Annotated in this window: 15 protein-coding genes; 9 read left to right on the top strand and 6 right to left on the bottom strand. The window is 46.7% G+C overall.

Features of this window, described 5'->3' with window-relative positions; translation table 11 throughout:
- Both ICN29_RS08480 and polA read right to left on the bottom strand, forming a co-directional pair.
- Window positions 1–876, bottom strand: a complete 876-nt coding sequence (locus ICN29_RS08480; RefSeq protein WP_216131765.1) for a dienelactone hydrolase family protein — start codon at window positions 874–876, stop codon at window positions 1–3.
- Window positions 877–901: 25 nt separating this feature from the next.
- On the bottom strand, window positions 902–3,736 hold the full coding sequence (gene polA, locus ICN29_RS08475) for a DNA polymerase I (RefSeq protein WP_216131764.1): 2,835 nt from the start codon (window positions 3,734–3,736) through the stop codon (window positions 902–904).
- Between the two features lie 82 nt (window positions 3,737–3,818).
- On the opposite strand from polA, the gene ICN29_RS08470 reads away from it, so the two are divergent.
- The 3 genes from ICN29_RS08470 to ICN29_RS08460 are packed head-to-tail and all read left to right on the top strand — an operon-like array spanning window position 3,819 to window position 6,003.
- Complete coding sequence (locus ICN29_RS08470) at window positions 3,819–4,232, top strand: hypothetical protein (protein WP_216131761.1); 414 nt, start codon at window positions 3,819–3,821, stop codon at window positions 4,230–4,232.
- A 17-nt stretch (window positions 4,233–4,249) separates the two neighbouring features.
- Entirely contained in the window at window positions 4,250–5,227 is a 978-nt protein-coding gene (locus tag ICN29_RS08465) for a homoserine kinase (RefSeq protein ID WP_216131758.1), read from the top strand.
- Complete coding sequence (locus tag ICN29_RS08460) at window positions 5,224–6,003, top strand: BPSS1780 family membrane protein (RefSeq protein WP_216131755.1); 780 nt, start codon at window positions 5,224–5,226, stop codon at window positions 6,001–6,003. Before ICN29_RS08465 ends, ICN29_RS08460 begins: the two co-directional genes overlap by 4 nt.
- Window positions 6,004–6,023: 20 nt before the next feature.
- On the opposite strand, the gene ICN29_RS08455 is transcribed toward ICN29_RS08460, so the two are convergent.
- Window positions 6,024–8,387 carry a UvrD-helicase domain-containing protein gene (locus tag ICN29_RS08455; RefSeq protein WP_216131752.1) on the bottom strand — a complete coding sequence of 788 codons (2,364 nt, stop codon included), beginning with the start codon at window positions 8,385–8,387 and terminating at the stop codon, window positions 6,024–6,026.
- A gap of 24 nt (window positions 8,388–8,411) precedes the next feature.
- On the opposite strand from ICN29_RS08455, the gene ICN29_RS08450 reads away from it, so the two are divergent.
- Window positions 8,412–11,303 (top strand): valine--tRNA ligase, encoded by a 2,892-nt coding sequence (locus ICN29_RS08450; protein WP_216131749.1) that lies wholly within the window; start codon window positions 8,412–8,414, stop codon window positions 11,301–11,303.
- A 35-nt stretch (window positions 11,304–11,338) separates the two neighbouring features.
- A complete protein-coding gene (gene galU, locus ICN29_RS08445; RefSeq protein WP_216131746.1) occupies window positions 11,339–12,223 on the top strand; it encodes a UTP--glucose-1-phosphate uridylyltransferase GalU in 885 nt (294 codons plus the stop codon).
- 16 nt (window positions 12,224–12,239) lie between these two features.
- On the opposite strand, the gene ICN29_RS08440 is transcribed toward galU, so the two are convergent.
- A complete protein-coding gene (locus ICN29_RS08440; protein ID WP_216132187.1) occupies window positions 12,240–12,467 on the bottom strand; it encodes a sulfurtransferase TusA family protein in 228 nt (75 codons plus the stop codon).
- A gap of 11 nt (window positions 12,468–12,478) precedes the next feature.
- Window positions 12,479–15,103, bottom strand: a complete 2,625-nt coding sequence (alaS, locus tag ICN29_RS08435) for an alanine--tRNA ligase (RefSeq protein ID WP_216131743.1) — start codon at window positions 15,101–15,103, stop codon at window positions 12,479–12,481.
- Window positions 15,104–15,228: 125 nt separating this feature from the next.
- Between alaS and ICN29_RS08430 the strand changes: the two genes are divergently transcribed.
- The 3 genes from ICN29_RS08430 to ICN29_RS08420 all read left to right on the top strand — a co-directional run bounded on the left by ICN29_RS08430 (window position 15,229) and on the right by ICN29_RS08420 (window position 19,068).
- Complete coding sequence (locus ICN29_RS08430; protein ID WP_216131740.1) at window positions 15,229–15,690, top strand: tripartite tricarboxylate transporter TctB family protein; 462 nt, start codon at window positions 15,229–15,231, stop codon at window positions 15,688–15,690.
- 18 nt (window positions 15,691–15,708) lie between these two features.
- On the top strand, window positions 15,709–17,211 hold the full coding sequence (locus ICN29_RS08425) for a tripartite tricarboxylate transporter permease (protein ID WP_216131738.1): 1,503 nt from the start codon (window positions 15,709–15,711) through the stop codon (window positions 17,209–17,211).
- 84 nt (window positions 17,212–17,295) lie between these two features.
- Window positions 17,296–19,068, top strand: a complete 1,773-nt coding sequence (locus tag ICN29_RS08420; protein ID WP_216131735.1) for a glutamine--tRNA ligase/YqeY domain fusion protein — start codon at window positions 17,296–17,298, stop codon at window positions 19,066–19,068.
- On the opposite strand, the gene ICN29_RS08415 is transcribed toward ICN29_RS08420, so the two are convergent.
- Window positions 19,049–19,936 (bottom strand): SDR family oxidoreductase, encoded by an 888-nt coding sequence (locus ICN29_RS08415; RefSeq protein ID WP_216132184.1) that lies wholly within the window; start codon window positions 19,934–19,936, stop codon window positions 19,049–19,051. The two genes, ICN29_RS08420 and ICN29_RS08415, sit on opposite strands and share 20 nt — an antisense overlap.
- A 36-nt stretch (window positions 19,937–19,972) precedes the next feature.
- On the opposite strand from ICN29_RS08415, the gene ICN29_RS08410 reads away from it, so the two are divergent.
- Window positions 19,973–21,013, top strand: a complete 1,041-nt coding sequence (locus ICN29_RS08410; RefSeq protein ID WP_216131732.1) for a CDP-6-deoxy-delta-3,4-glucoseen reductase — start codon at window positions 19,973–19,975, stop codon at window positions 21,011–21,013.
- The last annotated feature ends 31 nt before the right edge of the window (window positions 21,014–21,044 follow it).

The raw sequence follows: 21,044 nt of genomic DNA, 5'->3' as shown, positions 1-21,044 counted from the left end.
CTAAGCTACTCCCATTTTCTTAAACCAAGCGATACACTTTTCCCAACCGTCTTTAGCGGGACCTTCGCGATAGGTTGCGCGATAGTCAGCATGGAAAGCATGAGGGGTATCGGGATATACCTCAAACTGACATGCTTTAGCAGCAGGGTTCTTAGGAGCTGCTTCTGCTATTGCTGCGCGCATCTGCTCAACACTCTCCAGAGAAATACCAGCATCAGCACCGCCATATAAACCAAGAACTGGTGCCTTCAAATCTGCAGCAATGTCTACTGGATGACGGGGATTACCTTCCGTCTTCTCACCAATCAAGCGGCCATACCAAGCTACTCCCGCGCGCACTTGAGGCAATGTGGCAGATAGCCAAGTAATGCGCCCACCCCAACAGAACCCAGTAACACCGACTCTTTTGAGATCGCCACCATTTTTACCAGCCCACACTAAAGCAGCCTGCAAATCATTCAGAACTTGTGCATCCGGTGTTTTAGCCACAATATTCTTCTGAATCTCTGCGGTAGTGCCATAGGTATTGGGGTCACCAGCTCGAGTAAAAAACTCTGGAGCAATTGCGAGATAACCAAGCTTTGCAAAACGACGAGTGACGTCCGCAATATATTCGTGCACACCAAAGATCTCACTCGCCACAATAATGATGGGCAAAGATCCCTTGGCTTTTTCAGGACGCGATACATAAGCGGGCATCTGAAAGCTACCTACCGGAATCATTTGTTCACCAGCTTTGAGGCCATTGAAATCCGTCTCAATGGCTGCAGCCAGCACTGGCTCAGATGCTGCTACAAAACCAACGCCAATTGCAGTAGCCCCAATTGCTGAGGTCTTTATAAAATTGCGTCTGCTGCTCTGTGTTTTCTGGTTCATTGAATTTGTCTCCTTATCTTTATTTCTAATGCGCTTCTTCCCAATTATCGCCAATACCAATACTAACTACCAAAGGTACCTTGAGCTGTGCGACGTTACACATTAAGCCAGGTAACTTGGCTTGCAGGAGTTCGATTTCATCCAAGGGAACGTCGAACACCAATTCATCATGCACCTGAAGAAGTAATTTTGTTTTTAATTGCTCTTTTTCAAGCCAATCTTCAACTGCAATCATCGCTAATTTAATGAGATCTGCTGCCGTACCCTGCATAGGAGCATTAATTGCAGCCCGCTCAGCCCCTTGGCGACGCGGGCCATTAGAACCCTTAATTTCAGGCAGCCAAAGACGACGTCCAAAGACAGTTTCCACATAACCATTTTCTCTGGCTTCCAAGCGAGTGTGCTCCATGTACTGAGCAACCCCGGGGTAACGATCAAAATATTTAGCAATATAGTTTTGTGCTGCGGAACGCTCTATGCCTAAGTTACCAGCCAAACCAAATGCGCTCATGCCATAAATCAGACCGAAATTAATGACCTTGGCATAACGTCGCTGCTCTGAACTCACTTCATCTAATGCAATACCAAAGATTTCTGCAGCGGTTGCTTGATGGACATCCTTGCCATCTCTGAAGGCGGTTAATAGATTTTCATCCTCAGCAATATGCGCCATGATACGAAGCTCAATTTGCGAATAATCAGCTGATAGTAATTTGCAGCCATCTGCTGGCACAAAAGCCTCTCTGATGCGACGACCTTCTTCGGTACGCACAGGAATGTTCTGTAAATTCGGATCACTAGATGCCAAGCGGCCGGTAACCGCAGTTGCCTGAGAGAAGTTGGTATGCACACGACCCGTCTTCGGATCAGCCATCCGTGGGAGTTTCTCAATATAGGTAGACATCAACTTCGCTAAACTGCGATAGTCCAAGATGCGTGCTGGCAAGGGGTAATCTTCAGCAAGTTTTTGCAAAACCTCTTCATCAGTAGAGGGCGCGCCTGAAGGCGTCTTCTTAATGATGGGTAATTCAAGTTGGCCAAACAAGATTTCTGCAATCTGTTTTGGCGATTGAATATTAAATGGTTGCCCAGCCAGCTTATGAATCTCTCCCTCTAGCTCCAAGAGACGCTTTCCTACTTGCTGACCTTGTTTGGCCAATAAGGTGGAATCAATACGGATGCCATTGCGCTCCATGATACCCAGCACGCGCATCGCTGGCATTTCAATCTTTTCATAAACATAGAGCAAGCCAGCACTTTCCTGGATCTGTGGCCAAAGCTCTAAATGCAGGCGCAAAGTAATGTCTGCATCCTCTGCTGCATAGTCCGTAGCGATCTTCAGATCAACCTGATCAAAACCAATCTGATGAACCCCCTTGCCACAGACCTCTTCATAACGAATGGTCTTCATGCCAAGGTGGCGCTCAGCCAAACTATCCATATTGTGCGGAAGATGCGACTCTAAGACATAGGACTCGAGTAAGGTATCAAATGCAATTCCGTTCAGGGTGATTCCATAATTAGCAAAGATATGTGCGTCATACTTTAAGTTTTGCCCCACCTTCAAATGTGTTTTACTTTCCAGCCAAGGCCTGATGCGCGCAAGAACAGTAGCGCGATCTAGCTGCGCCTCTCCATTGCGATGAGCGACTGGAATGTAACAAGCTTCACCTGGCCTTACCGATAAAGAAATACCTACCAACTCTGCAGCCAGCGCATCAAGACTAGTAGTTTCAGTATCGACGGCAGTTAATTGGGCAGAATCAATTTTCTTCAGCCATTTATCTAAACCCGCCTCATCCACGATGCATTCATATATTTTCTCAATCGCACCTTGAAAATCTCTGGTATCTTGCGATAAATCTTTTGTAGGTGAGCTTGCAATGCTTGCAGATTTTTTAGCAAAGGGGGCTTCTTCAGACGGTGTATTGCTAATGGGAGTGCCTGCTAAATCAAATGTAGCTCCGACCTCAGAACCCTCTCCAGAAGGGCTTGTCAGTTGCTTTTCAACATCCCGCAGCCAAGTCTTAAAAGCATAACGTTCAAATAACTCGCGTAGTAGGGATGGGTCTTCAGACTTCGCATGAAGATCATCTAAGCCAGGCAAATGCGGCGATAAGTCACAATCGGTTTTAACAGTAATGAGTTGGCGCGCCTGAGGTAACCACTCTAATGAAGCGCGTAGGTTTTCTCCAACGACGCCTTTTACTTGATCAGCATTAGCCATTAGATTATCGAGATCGCCAAACTCTGCTAGCCATTTATTGGCTGTCTTAGGTCCAGCCTTAGGAACTCCAGGAACGTTATCCACGGTGTCGCCAATAATGGATAAATAATCGACTATGCGCTCTGGCGGAACTCCGAACTTCTCAATGACGCCATTGATATCTAACTTTTCGTTACTCATCGTATTGATCAAAGTCACCGATGAATTAACCAACTGAGCTAAATCTTTATCACCAGTAGAGATGATCGTTTCCCAACCCGCTTCTGTAGCTTGGCAAGCTAAAGTAGCGATCACATCGTCGGCCTCAACTCCAGAAACCATTAATACCGGCCAGCCCAATGCTTTGACAATCGCATGAATCGGCTCAATTTGTTTGACCAAATCCTCAGGCATTGGGGAGCGATGGGCCTTGTACTCAGAGTACATTTCATCCCGAAAAGTCTTGCCTTTGGCATCAAAAACACAGGCAATGTGGTCAGCCTTGAGTTCAGACCTAGCCCGACGCATCATATTGACCATGCCATATATGGCCCCAGTGGGCTCCCCAGCCCCATTTCTGAGGTCTGGCATGGCATGAAAGGCACGGTAGAGGTAGCTAGAACCGTCTACCAACAAGAGTCTATGTTTAGTCATACCGCAATCGTACAATCTAGTTGTGAATTGCCTACAGGTCTGGTTAAGGAACCGCCCGAGAGTAGGCTTAAAAAGGTGAAAAATGATGCATGCTCTAACTAACTTAATTAGCCACGCCCTCAGTCAAAACCTCGCTCTCATCAGCTTTTTGATGGCTTTAGGACTTTTAGTAGCGGCGCCAGCACAAGCTCAGAATAACAGCCAAGCCTTAAGCCCCTCAGAACTTAACCGAATCAATAACCAGCCGCTATCTCCTACAGTGAGCCCCACAGGTGTTTTAGAGGGTCCTCAGAGTCGACAGCCAAGTTATCAATACAAAAATGACCGGGGTACAGAAATCACAGAATACAAAGATGCCAACGGGCCAACCCAAGTTCAAGTGAAAACTAAATACACCACTTATGAGATGTCCCCTCCAGACTCAGTAAAGCCTGGCCCCCAATCTGGGGAAGGCAATTTGCTAAGCGTGCCTAGCATTAGCATTCCCATTCAATAAAGATTAGTTATCGCTTCATGGCTGTTTTTACCCCGATCGAACTTAAAGATATTTCCCATTGGATTGCTGAGGACTTCAAGATTGGTCAAGCCAACGAAATTCGTGGAATCCATGGGGGTATTGAAAACTCCAATTTTTTCCTAGACACCGTCAAGGATGGCAAAAAAGAAGAATATGTTCTAACGATCTTTGAAAGATTGTCCGCCCAGCAGTTACCTTATTACCTAGAATTGATGCGCCACTTGGCAAACAAAGGTATTCCCGTTCCAAAACCGATCGAGAATCGTAAAGGTGACATTCTATTTTCACTCAAGGGTAAACCTGCGGCAATTGTTAGCAAACTTCCTGGATTATCTAGACTACAACCAGAAGCAAAACACTGCAGCATGGTTGGCGAGATGTTAGCCAAGATGCATTTAGCCGGGAAAGACTTTTCTAAAATCCAAGAAAATCTTCGTAGCCTTGGGTGGTGGCAAAAAACGATTCCTCTAGTGCTGCCACACCTCAATACATCACAAAAAGATTTGCTTACTCACGAGCTAGCAATCCAAGAAGACTTTTTCAGCTCAGCTGCTTATGACAGCATTCCACAAGGTGCCAGTCACTGCGACCTATTTCGCGATAACGTTTTATTTGATCCTCAGGGATCAAACGATCCTTCCAATGATCAACTAGGCGGGTTCTTTGACTTTTATTTCGCTGGTACTGATAAGTGGTTATTTGACCTGGCGGTCACTGCGAATGATTGGTGTCTGGCGGATAATAAACAGGACTTAGATCCTGCACGCTTGGATTCGCTCATGAAAGCCTATCAATCAGTCCGCCCTCTTACCAAAGAAGAGCAAGCAAGTTGGCCTCTCATGCTACGTGCTGCAGCTCTACGTTTCTGGGTATCCCGCCTTTGGGACTTTTATTTACCCAGAGACGCACAAATGTTAACGCCCCATGACCCCACTCATTTTGAACGTATTCTTTTAAGTCGTCGATCCCTATGAAACTGAACTCTGTTGCACCCAAAGAAGGTTACACCTGGATTAGACAAGGCATTTGGCTCTTCAAACAGAATCCATTGGGCTTCTTGATGTTGGTCTTTATGTATGTCTTTGCTGCTCAATTGGCAGTCATTATTCCAGTAATCGGCGTGTTTGCGGTCTTACTGCTTACGCCAACATTAGCAGTAGGTTTTATGACTGCTTGTCGGCAAGCTATCCAAAAGGAACGCATCAGTCCGATGGTGTATTTAATCGCACTAAAGTCTGGCGCCCTTGTTCGTAAACGCATCTTACAACTAGGCATTGTGTATGCAGTTCTGATTATAGTTCTCAGCTTTACCTTGAGTCTCTTGGTTGATTTTGAATTACTCATTCCATTAATGACAAGCGATAAGCCAATGACACCTGAGACTCTTCGTCAAATTTACTTGGTACTGTTCTTTGGAGCGATTCTTTATATCCCAGTAGCAATGTTGATGTGGTTCTCCCCAGTCTTGGTTGCCTGGGCGGATATGCCAGTTGCTCAAGCACTCTTTTCTAGCTTCTTAGCTTGCTGGGCAAACAAGGCAGCCTTCTTTTTGTATCTTGCGATTTGGAGCGTTTTTCTGATTGCTATCCCATTAATGCTGGGCATGCTTTTTGATGCAATCGATCTGGGTCAGGCGGCCTCTTTCATCATTGCACCCATTTCCATGGGAGGCTTGACCTTAATGCACTGCTCTTTCTATGCAACGTGGAAAGCTTGCTTTACTGAAGGCGATGTCATTCCGTCCGCTTAAATATCAACTGAGATTTCAAACTAATCAATTGCGGCAAGCTTAGCAATACTGAGTTGTAACCACTTCACGCCGTGACGCTTGAAGCTCACTTGGGCACGTGCATCAGCATCTACCCCCTCTAAGCCTGTAACTCGGCCTTCACCAAACTTCGTGTGAAATACGTTTTGGCCAATCGTGAATGGATAACTTCCTCGTGGTGGCGAAGCCAACCTTTTTACTTCAGTTGAAGCCGAACCAACTCGCTTGGCCGGTTTTTGATGCTCACTCCCAGAATCAAAGAAATCATTCGATTCATACTCGCGCTGGCGGGTATAACCATCCTGCCAAGTAGATCCTGATTTAGTGCTGCCGCCCCAACGCGCATCTTTTGCCTTCGGTGTTAGCCACTTCAAAGAATCAGAGGGTAATTCTTCCAAGAAACGTGATGGCATGTTGTAGCGCACTTGGCCATGAAGCATGCGTGACTGAGTGTGCGACAAATACAAACGCTCTTTAGCGCGAGTAATTGCAACATACATTAGGCGTCGCTCTTCTTCTAAGCCATTCTGCTCATTGATACTGTTCTCATGCGGGAACAGGCCTTCTTCAAGACCCGTAATAAATACCGAGGTGAACTCTAAGCCTTTTGCAGAGTGAACTGTCATTAATTGCACTGCATCTTGACCCGCTTGCGCTTGGTTATCGCCCGCCTCTAGCGAAGCATGGGATAGGAAGGCTGCTAACGGTGATATATCAACAACGCCGGGAGCATTTTCTCCAGGTAGCATCGCTGCAGCAGTATCCTGCCCGTAACCCTCTTCTGCAATAAAGGCAGTAGCGGCATTAATCAATTCTTGTAAGTTCTCTACACGATCTTGACCTTCGCGCTCTGAGAGGTAATGCTGAATCAAACCACTATGTCCAATCACAAACTCAACGGTTTCAGGAAGAGTATTGTGACGTGTTGCTTCACGCATATGATCTACTAAACGCACAAAGCCGCCTAGAGTGGCACCAGCCTTACCTTCTAAGGAAGATGCCGCTGTGTACAAGGAAGACTGTTGGCTTCTTGCGGCGTCTTGCAATGCTTCAATTGATCTTGCCCCAATACCCCGTGTTGGAAAATTGACTACCCGCGAAAAAGAGGTGTCATCATTCGGGTTTTCGAGTAAGCGCATATAAGCAAGGGCGTGCTTAATTTCGGCACGCTCGAAGAATCGCAATCCGCCATAGACACGATACGGAATGCCTGCCGAGAACAAGGCATGCTCAATGATGCGAGACTGTGCATTACTGCGATAAAGCAGTGCTATTTCAGTGCGCTTAATGCCACTACTAATCAAGGCTTTAATCTCATCGACCAACCAAGCAGCTTCTGCATGGTCGCTTGGTGCGTCAAAGATGCGGACTGGTTCGCCATGACCAGCATCGGTTCGTAGGTTTTTACCAAGACGTTCTGAATTATTTGCAATCAAATGATTTGCTGTATCCAAAATATGGCCGTGTGAGCGATAGTTCTGCTCTAACTTGACCATCATGGGGTGATACTGCTTTTCGTAAAGACGCATGTTCTCAACGTCAGCACCGCGGAAGGCATAAATACTTTGATCATCATCACCAACAGCAAAGACTGCACTACTTCCAGCGCCACTCACATTGATGCGACTGGCATCATGACCCGATAATAATTTGAGCCAAGCGTATTGCAAGGCGTTGGTATCCTGAAACTCATCGATCAAAATATGACGGAAGCGTTCTTGATAATGCGTACGAATGGGTTCGCTGTGCTTGAGCAATTCATAGCTACGCAAGAGAAGCTCTGCAAAATCCACTACGCCTTCACGCTGGCATTGTTCATCGTAGGCCGCATATAGTTGCGCCATTTTTTCCTGAAAGTCATCACCGACCGATAAATCTTTAGCGCGCTGTCCGCGCTCTTTTGCATGAGCAATAAAGTACTGCAGTTGTTTTGGAGGGTACTTTTCATCATCAACCTTCAAGCCCTTCAAAAGACGCTTAATGGCAGAAAGCTGGTCTTGGGTATCTAAGATCTGAAATGTCGATGGCAAGCCGGCTTCTTTGTGGTGGGCTCGCAATAAACGATTGCAAAGGCCATGAAAAGTGCCAATCCACATGCCTCGGGTATTAATTGGCAACATGGCACTGAGGCGCACCATCATCTCTTTGGCAGCCTTATTAGTGAAAGTCACTGCTAGGACACCAATAGGCGACACCTGACAGGTCTGAATCAACCAAGCTATACGGGTGGTGAGGACGCGGGTCTTACCACTACCGGCCCCAGCCAAAATCATGGCTGATTGGGCTTGGCCATTTTCATTGACAGGCGGGAGGGTCACTGCCTCGCGCTGTTCTGGATTGAGGTTGGCGAGCAAGTCAGAGTACATCGCCCCAATTATAATTTGCCTCTTATGCCAAATGACTCAAATACCCCTAATTCACCAGCAGCCAGTTCAGCAGACGAACTTGCCAAATCCTATGAGCCTGGCCCAATCGAAGCCTATTGGGGGCCAGAGTGGGAACGCAGGGGTATTGCCGAGGCCACCATGCTTGAAGACAAAGGGGATTTTTCTATTCAGTTGCCACCCCCGAACGTCACTGGCACCCTTCACATGGGTCACGCCTTTAATCAAACCATCATGGATGGGTTAGTTCGTCACGCACGGATGTCTGGCAAAAATACGTTGTGGGTTCCTGGTACTGACCACGCTGGTATTGCCACGCAAATCGTGGTTGAGCGTCAGCTCGATGCGCAAAAAGTATCTCGTCATGATTTAGGTCGTGAAAAGTTTTTAGAAAAAGTATGGGAGTGGAAAGAAGCTTCTGGCAACACCATCACTCGTCAAATTCGTCGCCTAGGTGCTTCGATTGATTGGAGTAAAGAATATTTCACAATGGACAACAAGATGTCCAAGGCAGTGGTTGAGGTATTTGTACGTTTGCATGAGCAAGGTCTCATTTATCGCGGCAAACGTTTGGTGAACTGGGATCCTGTTTTAGGAACCGCAGTATCAGATCTTGAAGTAGTAAGCGAAGAAGAGGATGGCTCAATGTGGCACATCCGCTATCCATTAACTGATGGCTTAGGCCACTTGACTGTTGCTACCACCCGCCCCGAAACCTTGCTGGGTGACGTTGCTGTCATGGTCAATCCAGAAGACGAACGCTATAAACACCTGATTGGCAAGTCAGTCAACTTACCTTTATGTGACCGTCAAATCCCGATCATTGCAGATGACTATGTGGATTTGAACTTTGGCACTGGCGTAGTCAAGGTAACTCCCGCACATGACTTTAATGACTATGCTGTTGGACAGCGTCATCAATTACCATTGATCAACATCCTGACATTAGATGCCAAAATTAATGAGAACGCACCAGCTACCTATCAAGGTCTGGAACGTTTTGCAGCGCGTAAAAAAGTAGTGGCTGATTTAGATGCCGCAGGTTTATTAGAAAAAGTTCAGCCACACAAACTCATGGTGCCGCGTGGTGATCGCACCCAAACCATTATTGAACCGATGCTCACTGACCAATGGTTTGTGGCAATGTCTAAACCGAGTCCTGATAACCAATATCAACCCGGCTCCTCAATCGCTGGCGCTGCTTTAGATGCAGTTACTAAAGGCGACATTAAGCTCGTACCAGAAAACTGGATCAATACTTACACCCAGTGGCTAGAAAATATTCAAGACTGGTGTATCTCGCGTCAACTCTGGTGGGGCCATCAAATCCCCGCTTGGTATGGTGATGATGGCCAGATCTTTGTTGCGCGCTCTGAAGAAGAGGCTAAAGCCAAAGCGGCTTCGGCTGGCTATACCGGTAAGCTTAATCGGGACCCAGATGTTCTAGACACTTGGTTTAGTTCAGCGCTCGTACCTTTTAGCTCCCTGGGCTGGCCAGAAGAGACGCCTGCTTTAAATCACTTCCTACCTTCATCAGTATTAGTTACTGGTTTTGACATCATCTTCTTCTGGGTAGCACGCATGGTGATGATGACTTGTCACTTCACTGGAAAAGTACCGTTTCATACTGTTTATGTTCATGGCTTAGTGCGTGATGCCGAAGGTCAAAAAATGAGTAAGTCCAAAGGTAATACCTTGGACCCAATTGATTTGATCGATGGCATCAAGATTGAGGAATTAGTAGGCAAGCGTACTACTGGCTTGATGAATCCCAAACAAGCAGAGAGTATTAGTAAGAAAACCAAGAAAGAGTTTCCAGATGGCATTCCTGCATTTGGTACAGATGCTTTACGCTTTACCTTTGCATCTTTAGCTTCTCTTGGTCGCAATATTAATTTTGACCAGAAGCGTTGTGAGGGCTACCGCAACTTCTGTAACAAGCTTTGGAACGCTACCCGCTTTGTTCTCATGAACTGCCCAGGTGGCGATGAAGACAATGGCTTTGCGCCTTGCGACAATCAATGTGGGCCGGATGGTTACTTGGATTTCTCACCAGCAGATAAATGGATTGTTTCTCAGTTACAAAGAACTGAGGCTGAAGTTGCTAAAGGTTTTGAGAACTATCGCTTTGACAACATCGCTAGCAGCATCTATCAATTTGTTTGGGATGAATATTGTGATTGGTACTTAGAGCTTGCCAAGGTACAGTTGCAAACGGGCACGCCAGCACAACAGCGCGCAACACGCCGCACTCTATTACGGGTTCTGGAAGCTATCTTACGCATGGCGCACCCGCTGATCCCATTTATTACTGAGACTCTTTGGCAAACCGTTGGGCCAAAGTCTGGAAAAGAGTTAGCCAAGCAAATCAAGCAAACCATTGCACTACAACCCTACCCTATTTCTCAGCCAGAAAAAATCGATGAGCAGAGTGAAGCTTGGGTAGCCCAGATTAAAGCGATTGTGGATGCCTGTAGAAACTTGCGTGGTGAGATGCAAGTACCACCTGGTCAAAAAGTCCCCCTTTGGATTAGCGGACCAGAAGCTTTCCTCAAAAAAGCTACGCCTTACTTGCTCGCCTTAGCCAAACTCTCTGAAGTCAAAATCTATCACGATGAGTCTGGCTTGGAAAAAGATGCTCCTGGCGCACCAATAGCACTTGTTGGCAACCTGAAGTTATTACTTAAGATTGAGGTGGATGTTGCGGCAGAACGCATTCGACTCGGCAAGGAAATTGAGCGCCTAGCCAATGAAATTACTAAAGCCCGTGGGAAATTGACCAATGAAAGCTTTGTAGCCCGTGCTCCAGAAGAGGTTGTTGCCCAAGAAAAACAACGTCTTGCTGGTTTTGAGCAGAATCATGAGAAGCTTGTTGCACAATTAGAGCGTCTCAAATAAAACAGTAATAAATCCAGAGCGATCGGAAGCCCTTTATGCCATTAACTACTCAAGCTGTTACTAAAGCCGTCTTTCCCGTTGCTGGCTTAGGCACTCGCTTTCTGCCTGCCACTAAAGCAAGCCCGAAAGAGATGCTCAATGTAGTTGATAAGCCTCTAATTCAGTATGCGGTTGAAGAGGCAATCGCAGCTGGCATTACTGAAATGATTTTTGTTACCGGTCGCAGTAAACGTGCCATTGAAGATCACTTTGATAAAGCATACGAACTAGAAGCTGAGCTAGAAGCTAAAAATAAACAAGCACTACTAGAAATTGTGCGTAGCGTTAAACCTAGTCATATTGATTGTGTCTATGTCCGTCAACCTGAAGCCTTGGGTTTAGGTCATGCAGTTTTGTGTGCTGAGAAATTAGTACGCGATGAGCCTTTTGCCATCATCTTGGCAGATGACTTATTGGATGGACAGCCACCAGTACTAAAGCAAATGCTCAAGGTATTTAATGAGCAAAACGGTTCAGTTATCGCTGTGGAAAAGATTGATCCAGCTAAGAGTAGCTCCTATGGCATTGTCTCTGGCGCAGAAGTAGCTAAAGGCATCTATCGCCTTAACGGCATCGTAGAAAAACCACAACCCAAAGATGCCCCTTCCAACTTAGCAGTTGTTGGGCGTTATGTTCTGTCCTCAGATATTTTTAGTCATATTCGCAACCTCAAACCCGGCGCTGGTGGAGAGATCCAACTGACTGATGCGATTGCTTCATTGTTAAAGCAAGAGCCTGTCTTTGCTTATGAATACGATGGTGTGCGCTATGACTGCGGTAGCAAGCTTGGCTACCTCAAGGCTTCAGTGGAATTTGCCTTGCGCCACCCAGAAGTAGCGACTGATTTCGCAGCCTACTTAAAAAGTCGCTCTTTAACCTAAGATTCTTATCTTCTTCTTATCTTCTTTTTAAGAAGAAAACTAAGACATCACCTTCAGTGGTGCTAAAAATCAATTCATTACCAGTTTGTTTAGCAAATGCTGGAAAGTCATGAGCAGCACCCGCATCGGTTGCTTTAATCTTTAGCACCTCACCAGATTGCATAGTGGCTAAGACTTTCTTGGTACGTAAAATAGGTAGAGGGCAATTCATGCCAATCGCATCTACCTCGGCATTAAATGCAATATTTTGATCGCTCATTTACTCGCCACCCAATCTTTAACACTTTCTAATGCTGCGTTTAACTTGCTTGAATCAGTACCGCCGGCCATCGCCATCTCCGGCTTACCACCGCCTTTACCACCCACTTGCTGAGCCACAAAGTTCACAAGATCGCCTGCCTTCACCTTACTAATAGAGTCAGCAGTTACGCCAGCTATTAAGCTCACCTTATCACCCTGCACAGATGCTAGGACAATTACAGCAGTTTTGAGCTTTGCTTTTAAGGCGTCCATAGTTTCACGTAAGACTCCTGCATCAGCACCATCAATGCGAACAGCCAGCACTTTGAGACCATTCACATCGATTGCTTGACCAGCCAACTCATCTCCTTGACTCGCTGCCAGCTTAGAATTGACTTTTTCTAGCTCACGCTCAGCTTGACGCAAACTCTCTTGTAATTGGGTAACGCGGTTGACCAAATCCCCTGGATGGGTTTTGAGAATCGCTGCAGCTTCATGCAGCTTATCTTCCATACCGTGCAAGAAGTGCAGCGCGTTCTTACCAGTGACCGCCTCAACACGACGGATACCAGCCGCTACGCCGCCTTCAGAAACAATCTTGAGGCTACCGATATCACCAGTACGAGATACGTGCGTGCCACCACACAACTCTTTCGAGCTGCCAATTTCTAAAACGCGGACTTCCTCGCCGTACTTTTCACCAAAGAGCATCATGGCGCCAGTCTTTTGCGCATCCTCTAAAGACATGACTTTGCCTGAGGTAGCAGTATTCTCAAGAATCTCTTGATTGACAATATCTTCTATTTTGCGAATTTGCTCAGCTGTAATCGGAGCATTGTGAGTAAAGTCGAAACGGGTCTTCGTGGCGTCTACTAGTGAACCTTTTTGCTGCACATGATCACCTAAGACTTCGCGCAAGGCCTTGTGCAAGATATGCGTAGCACTGTGATTGCGCATCGTATCCGTTCTTTGCTGAGTATCTACCAAGGCATTGAGCACATCGCCAACCTTGAGCTCGCCCTCAAGCAACTCCCCCTGATGACCAAAGACATCGGCCTGAATCTTGAAGGTATCTTCCACCGCAAAACGAACCGTCTCATTACGAAGCTCGCCTTTATCGCCAACCTGGCCACCAGACTCTGCGTAGAAAGGAGTGTTATCCAACACCACTACTGCAGCATCGCCCGCCTTGACCGATTGAACGGCAGAACCATCTAGATAGAGGGCTGTCACCTTAGCACCCTCATGTCTTAAAGCGTCATAACCATGAAATTGGGTTGGCTTCCCTTTGTAATCTAAGCCCTGAGCTACTTTGAACTTCCCAGCTGCTCTAGCTTGATCACGTTGCTTTTGCATCGCTACTTCAAAACCTTGAGCATCGACAGTAACGTCACGTTCACGACAAACATCCGCGGTTAAATCCAATGGAAAACCAAAGGTGTCATGCAAGCGGAAAGCAGTTTCACCGTCAACCACCTTAGCGCCACCTGCTAATGCACCATCTAAAATTTCCATGCCATTGGCAATAGTCTGGAAGAAGCGCTCTTCTTCTTGCTTCAGCACTTCGCCAACCTTATCTTGCGCAACACGTAATTCTGGGTAAGCATCCCCCATCTCTTTCACGAGCGCAGGTACTAACTGATAGAAGAATGGTTTGCGGGCACCAAGCTTATAGCCATGACGAATCGCACGACGGGCAATACGACGCAATACATAACCGCGCCCTGCGTTACCTGGAATGACGCCATCCACAACGATAAAGCTGCAGGCACGAATATGATCAGCAATTACTTTGAGTGAAGGACTCTGCGCATCGCAGTTTTGACCACCAGCAGCATCTACCGCTTCCTTAGAAGCCTTGAGTAGATTTACAAAAAGATCAATCTCATAGTTAGAGTGCACGTGCTGCAAAACAGCGGCAATCCGCTCAAGACCCATACCTGTATCAACGCTTGGCTTAGGCAGTAGATGCATTACACCTGCTTCATCGCGGTTGAACTGCATGAAGACGTTATTCCAAACTTCAATGAAGCGATCGCCATCTTCATCTGGACTACCAGGAGGGCCTCCAGGAATATGCTCGCCGTGGTCATAGAAAATTTCTGTACAAGGACCGCAAGGACCGGTATCGCCCATCATCCAGAAATTATCAGAGGCGTAACGTGCGCCCTTGTTATCACCAATTCGAATAATGCGATCAGCCGGAATGCCAATTTGCTTATTCCAAATCTCATAAGCCTCATCATCTTCGGCATAGACCGTGACCAAGAGTTTTTCCTTGGGTAACTTAAATACTTGAGTCAACAAATCCCAAGCAAATTGAATTGCATCTTTTTTGAAATAATCCCCAAACGAGAAGTTACCCAGCATCTCAAAAAAGGTGTGATGCCGTGAGGTGTAGCCAACGTTGTCTAAATCATTATGTTTTCCACCCGCCCGAATACACTTTTGAGCAGTTGTGGCACGGTTGTAAGGGCGTTTATCAAAGCCTAAAAATACGTCTTTGAACTGGTTCATCCCTGCATTAGTAAATAAGAGAGTCGGATCATCCCCCGGGACTACCGGACTGGACGGAACGATTTGGTGGCCTTTTTGGGCAAAGAAATCCAGATATGCCTGGCGAATTTGAGAGACTTTCATGGCAATAATTATCGCATTGGCACCCCTCTAGGGCAAACCCTAGACAATAGACCCCCCTGGTGCCTTACAATCGCACAACATCATTAAATAGATCGGCACTTAAGCCGATACATAAGGAGCACAACTTGAAAATTCGCAATCAACGGGATTTTGGGGCAGGGATCATGTATATGGTCATTGGCCTCTTCTTCACCATCGTCGCATCCCAATACCAAATGGGCACAGCCGCCAAAATGGGTCCAGGCTATTTCCCATTTTTTCTGGGCCTCCTACTGACCCTATTAGGCCTCCTAGTTCTAGTGAAGTCTTTTAGCGCAACTGCAGTGATCGAGAAGATTCCTAAATTTAATTGGCGGATTATTGCTCAGATTACTGGCGCGGTAGTGCTCTATGGCCTGCTAATGCCGCGCTTAGGTTTTTTAATTGCTGTGGTTGTTTTAGTACTGGTTTCAGCAAGCGCAAGCAAAGAATTTACTTGGAAGGGCTCATTAATTAATGCCGCTTTCCTAGTCGCATTTACTTATTCAGTATTTGTCATGGGACTGAAGCTTCAGTTCCCGCTCCTACCAGTATTCCTACAACAATAAAGAACCGGGACTCTAAAAATGGACTTATTTAGCAATCTAGCCCTTGGTTTCGATACAGCGTTTACGCTGCAGAACCTCTTGTACTGCCTCATCGGCTGCGTATTGGGAACACTCATTGGTGTATTGCCTGGTCTTGGCCCTATCGCCACCATCGCGATGCTCTTGCCAGCAACTTATGCGCTGCCTCCGATTGCTGCTTTGATCATGTTGGCTGGTATTTATTACGGCTCACAGTACGGTGGATCTACAACCGCAATTTTGCTCAATATTCCGGGGGAGACGTCGTCGGTAGTAACGGCAATCGACGGCTATCAAATGGCTCGCAATGGTCGAGCGGGTGTCGCCTTATTTACCGCTGGCGTGGGATCCTTCTTTGCAGGTTGCGTAGCAACTTTGGTTTTGGCTGCTTTTGCTGCACCACTTTCACAGCTTGCATTTAAGTTTGGTCCTGCTGAATATTTTTCTCTGATGGTATTAGGTTTGATTGGTGCGGTTGTGTTGGCATCAGGCTCTTTGATCAAAGCGATCGGCATGATTATCTTAGGTCTCTTAATGGGCATCATTGGAACTGACGTGAATTCTGGTGTATCTCGCTATGCCTTTGATATTCCAGAACTCAGTGATGGTATCGGCTTTGTTGCCGTTGCGATGGGAGTATTCGGTTTCGCAGAAATCATGGGCAACCTAGAAAAAACTGGCGAGGACGAGGGCTTCCTGAACAAGCTCACCACCATGATCCCAACTAAAACTGATATTAAGCGCATGATTCCTTCGATCTTGCGTGGCACCACTATTGGTTCTATCTTGGGTATTCTGCCCGGCGGTGGTGCTGCCTTGGCGGCTTTCGGAGCTTACTCTGTTGAGAAAAAGTCTTCTAAGTACAGTCATGAATTTGGTAAGGGTGCTATTGAAGGTGTTGCAGGCCCTGAAGCAGCTAACAATGCTGCGGCTCAAACCTCATTTATTCCATTGCTCACATTGGGTATCCCACCAAACGCCGTGATGGCTTTGATGGTTGGTGCAATGACCATTCATAACATTCAACCAGGTCCACAAGTGATGACCAGTAACCCAGCCTTGTTCTGGGGTCTGATTGCTTCGATGTGGATTGGTAACGTGATGTTGATTCTCTTAAACTTGCCCCTCATCGGTATTTGGGTCAAGCTCTTAAAGATTCCATATCGCTTCCTCTACCCAGCAATTTTGGTGTTCTGCTGTATCGGCGTGTACACCGTGAACAATACTGTCTTTGATGTCTATGTCACTGCAGGCTTTGGCTTGATTGGTTACCTTTTCTTCAAACTCGGTTGCGAACCTCCCCCACTGCTTTTAGGTTTCGTGCTGGGACCAATGATGGAAGAGAACTTCCGTCGCGCCCTATTACTTTCCCGCGGTGATTTCACCACCTTCCTGACTCGCCCACTTTCACTGGGATTGCTGATTGCAGCCGCCCTCTTAGTGGTGATCGTGGCCTTGCCAGCAGTGAAGAAGACTCGTGAAGAGGCTTTCGTAGAAGAGTAATTTCTACCGTCTTACGCAGAACGAGCCCGCACTAGTTTGCGGGCTTTTTCTTTATAGGCCAGGGCTTTTCTCTACAATGTGGCTATGTCCCAAGATAGCAAACCCTCAAAAGCGAGTACTGGCGCCCTAGCTGAGCCCTCCAACTTCTTACGTCAGATCATTGATCATGACTTAGCAAGCGGTGCTTTTGCTAATCGCACCAACTTGGCTGGCGAGGCAATTCCATCAATCATTACCCGTTTTCCGCCTGAGCCTAATGGCTATTTACATATTGGCCATGCAAAAAGTATTTGCCTGAACTTTGGGCTTGCTGCTGACTATAACAATCAGCCTGGTGGTGCGCGTTGCAATATGCGCCTTGATGATACCAACCCAGTCAAAGAAGATGTTGAGTATGCCGACAGCATTTTGGATGCAGTCAAATGGCTTGGATTTGATTGGGGCACCCATCTTTATCACGCCAGCGATTACTTTGATCGTCTCTATGAGTTTGCACAAATTCTGATTCAGAATGGCAAAGCTTATGTTGATAGCCAAAGTGCTGATGACATTCATACTAATCGCGGTAACTTTAGTCAGGCTGGGAAAAATAGCCCTTACCGCGACCGTAGCCCAGAAGAAAATCTGGCCCTCTTTCGAGAAATGTGTGATGGCAAATACAAAGATGGTGAACATGTTCTGCGGCTGAAAATTGATATGGCTCACCCCAATATCGTGATGCGCGATCCAGTGGTCTACCGCATTAGGCATACGGATCACCATCGCACTGGTAGCAAATGGTGTATCTACCCCTTGTATGACTTCACGCACTGTATTTCGGATGCGCTAGAAAACGTTTCTCATTCGATTTGTACTCTCGAGTTTGAAAACAACCGCCCGCTCTATGACTGGATAGTGAACTCTCTGAAAGAGTTGGGGGTTTTTAAAGATCCCGTTCCCCATCAATATGAATTTGCCCGCCTCAACCTCACCTACACCATCACTAGTAAGCGCAAGTTATTACAACTAGTTGAAGAAAAACAGGTTGATGGCTGGGATGATCCGCGTATGCCAACCATTGTGGGCATTCGTCGTCGTGGTTACACCCCAGAAAGTATTCGTTTGTTTTGTGAACGCATTGGAGTGTCTAAAGCGGATAGCTGGATTGATATGAGTACTCTTGATCAAGCGCTGCGGGATGATCTGGAAGCAAAAGCACCTCGCGCCACAGCTGTGCTGAAACCACTCAAGCTGGTTATTCAGAACTTTGATGCTGCGACCAAAGAGGCTTGCTCCGCCCCATATCACCCACAATATCCTGAATGGGGTAATCGCGAATTTCATTTCACACGCGAGTTGTGGATTGAGGCAGATGACTTCATGACAGAACCAAGTAAAGGTTTCTTTAGATTATTTCCGCCGATGGGTGATCAGCCCGGTAGTCGCGTGCGGCTGCGCCATGGTTTTGTGATTGAATGCACTGGGTTTGAGACTGATGCCGCTGGCAACGTTACGCAGATCAATGCAAACTACTTCCCCGACAGTAAGAGCGGCACTCCTGGCTCCAATAACTATAAGGTGAAGGGCAATATTCACTGGATTAGCGCTGCCGAGGCAATTCCCAGCGAAGTCCGTTTATACGATCACCTCTTTAGTGATCCGCATCCTGATAGCGGTGATAAGAATTTCTTGGATGCGATTAATCCTCACTCCAAGCAAACCATTACAGCCTACCTTGAGCCTTGCATGAAAGAAGTTAAACCGGGTGAGCGTTTTCAATTTGAACGCCATGGATACTTTGTTGCTGATGAGTCTGATTCCAAACCTGGCAAGCTAGTATTTAATCGTACCGTTGGTCTTAAGGATTCTTGGAAATAGTATTTAGGAAATGCGTCACACTTGGATAACGAAGTGGCGTTTTGAGTTCATGTAAGCGATTGTTAGTGACTCTTCTTGACTCACGCATAAATGACCAGAGCATCGGGCTCACCATTTTTTGCAATTGCTCTGCAGGCATTCTGGGTGGTCGATCTAGACCAAAAGCATCAGCTACCTCATCAAAGTAATCGCCCATTTTGGCTTCACCCCCATCACAGGTATTGATCACTCGCTGTGGTTTACCGTGATACACCGCTGCACAAACTAACCTTGCCAAATCTTCGCTATGAATATGATTTGAGTACGCATCTTCCTCAGGCCGTAGTGCTGGAGTTTGAGACTGCAAACGCTCTAGCGGCAGACGGTCAGCCGCATAAATACCAGGTACACGCAAAATGGTTAAAGCCACCCCATGGGCAGGCGCCCACAAGCGCAAGGCAAGCTCAGCATCAACCCTTCTGCGAGCGCGCTCGCTCTGAGGGCTGACTGGGGTACTCTCACTCACTTTGGCACCCTGGTGATCGCCATAGACGCCTGTAGTGCTGATGTAGATCAGGCGCCTGACGGCATGCGATCCTTGGGCTAAAATTCGGATTAGGTTGCGGGTTCGGCAATCACGACTTCCCTGATTTTGGGGTGGCGCTAAATGAATCACGGTTTGAGCTAAATCGGATAAGCGCCATAAAGATTCTGGCTGGTCCAGATTACCCAAAATAGGGGTCGCGCCAACCTCCCTCAACTCCTGAAAGCGATTCTTCGAAGTAGTTAAGGCAAAAACTCGATGACTACGGGATAGCTGCTTTGCTACCCGAAGACCAATGTCACCGCAGCCAATAATCAGGATTGAAGGTTTACCAAAAGATTGCATAAGTAACATCGTAACGATTTATTGAAAGGAATGAGAGTGTCTTATCAAGTCACGCTCAAAAAGAGCGGCAAACAATTTACTGTTAACCAGGATGAAACCCTCCTGGAAGCCGCTCTTCGTCAAGGCGTTAATTTACCCTATGGCTGTAAAAATGGTGCTTGTGGCTCCTGCAAAGGGAAAGTTGTAGAAGGTCAAGTGACTCATGGCCAGCATAGCGAGAGCGCCTTGAGTAAAGCTGATGAGACCACTGGCAGTGCTTTATTTTGTTGCGCCCACCCCCATTCCGATCTATTGATTGAGGCACGGGAGGTTCAGGGCGCTGGCGATATTGCCATTCGGAAAGTGCCTTGCCGAGTAAACGTCATTGAGAGGCCAAGCAGCGATGTCGCAATTCTGAAATTACAGTTACCGGCTGCTGAACGTTTTCAATTTCTAGCGGGTCAATATCTAGAGTTTCTCCTCAAGGATGGTCAGCGTCGTGCCTACTCAATTGCGAATGCGCCAGATCAAGAAGGTCCGCTGGAGATACATATTCGCCATCTACCTGGTGGCCTATTTACTGATTTTGTCTTTGGGGCCACAAACCCCGCCCTAAAAGAAAAAGATATTCTGCGATTCGAAGGGCCTATGGGCAGCTTCTTTCTGAGAGAGGACTCTAAAAAACCCATTATTTTTGTTGCAGCAGGCACAGGCCTTGCCCCAATCAAATCCATCATCGAACAGATGCAGGCTAAAAAGATTCAAAGGCCTATTGAGCTCTACTGGGGTGGGCGCCGGCCCAGCGATCTCTATCTAGATGATTTATGCAAGATTTGGCAAAAAAATATTCCTGGCTTTCAGTACATTCCAGTCATCTCAGATGCCTTAGCAGAAGATGCTTGGACCGGCCGAACTGGCTTTGTCCACCAGGCCGTAATGGCAGACCATCCCAATATGAAGAACCTTCAGATCTATGCCTGTGGCGCGCCAGTGATGGTGAATGCAGCACGAGATGACTTTTCGTCGAAATGTCATCTACCTGAGGAAGAATTCTTTGCGGACTCATTCACTAGCGCTGCAGATTTAGCAACGAACTAAACTCCGATAAAGTTAGATAATAGAAACTTCA

This window comes from Polynucleobacter nymphae, from assembly GCF_018882155.1.
GTDB classification, from domain to species: Bacteria; Pseudomonadota; Gammaproteobacteria; order Burkholderiales; family Burkholderiaceae; genus Polynucleobacter; species Polynucleobacter nymphae.
Note: the sequence above shows the minus strand (reverse complement) of the source record. Positions and strands in the feature narration are given on the sequence as shown.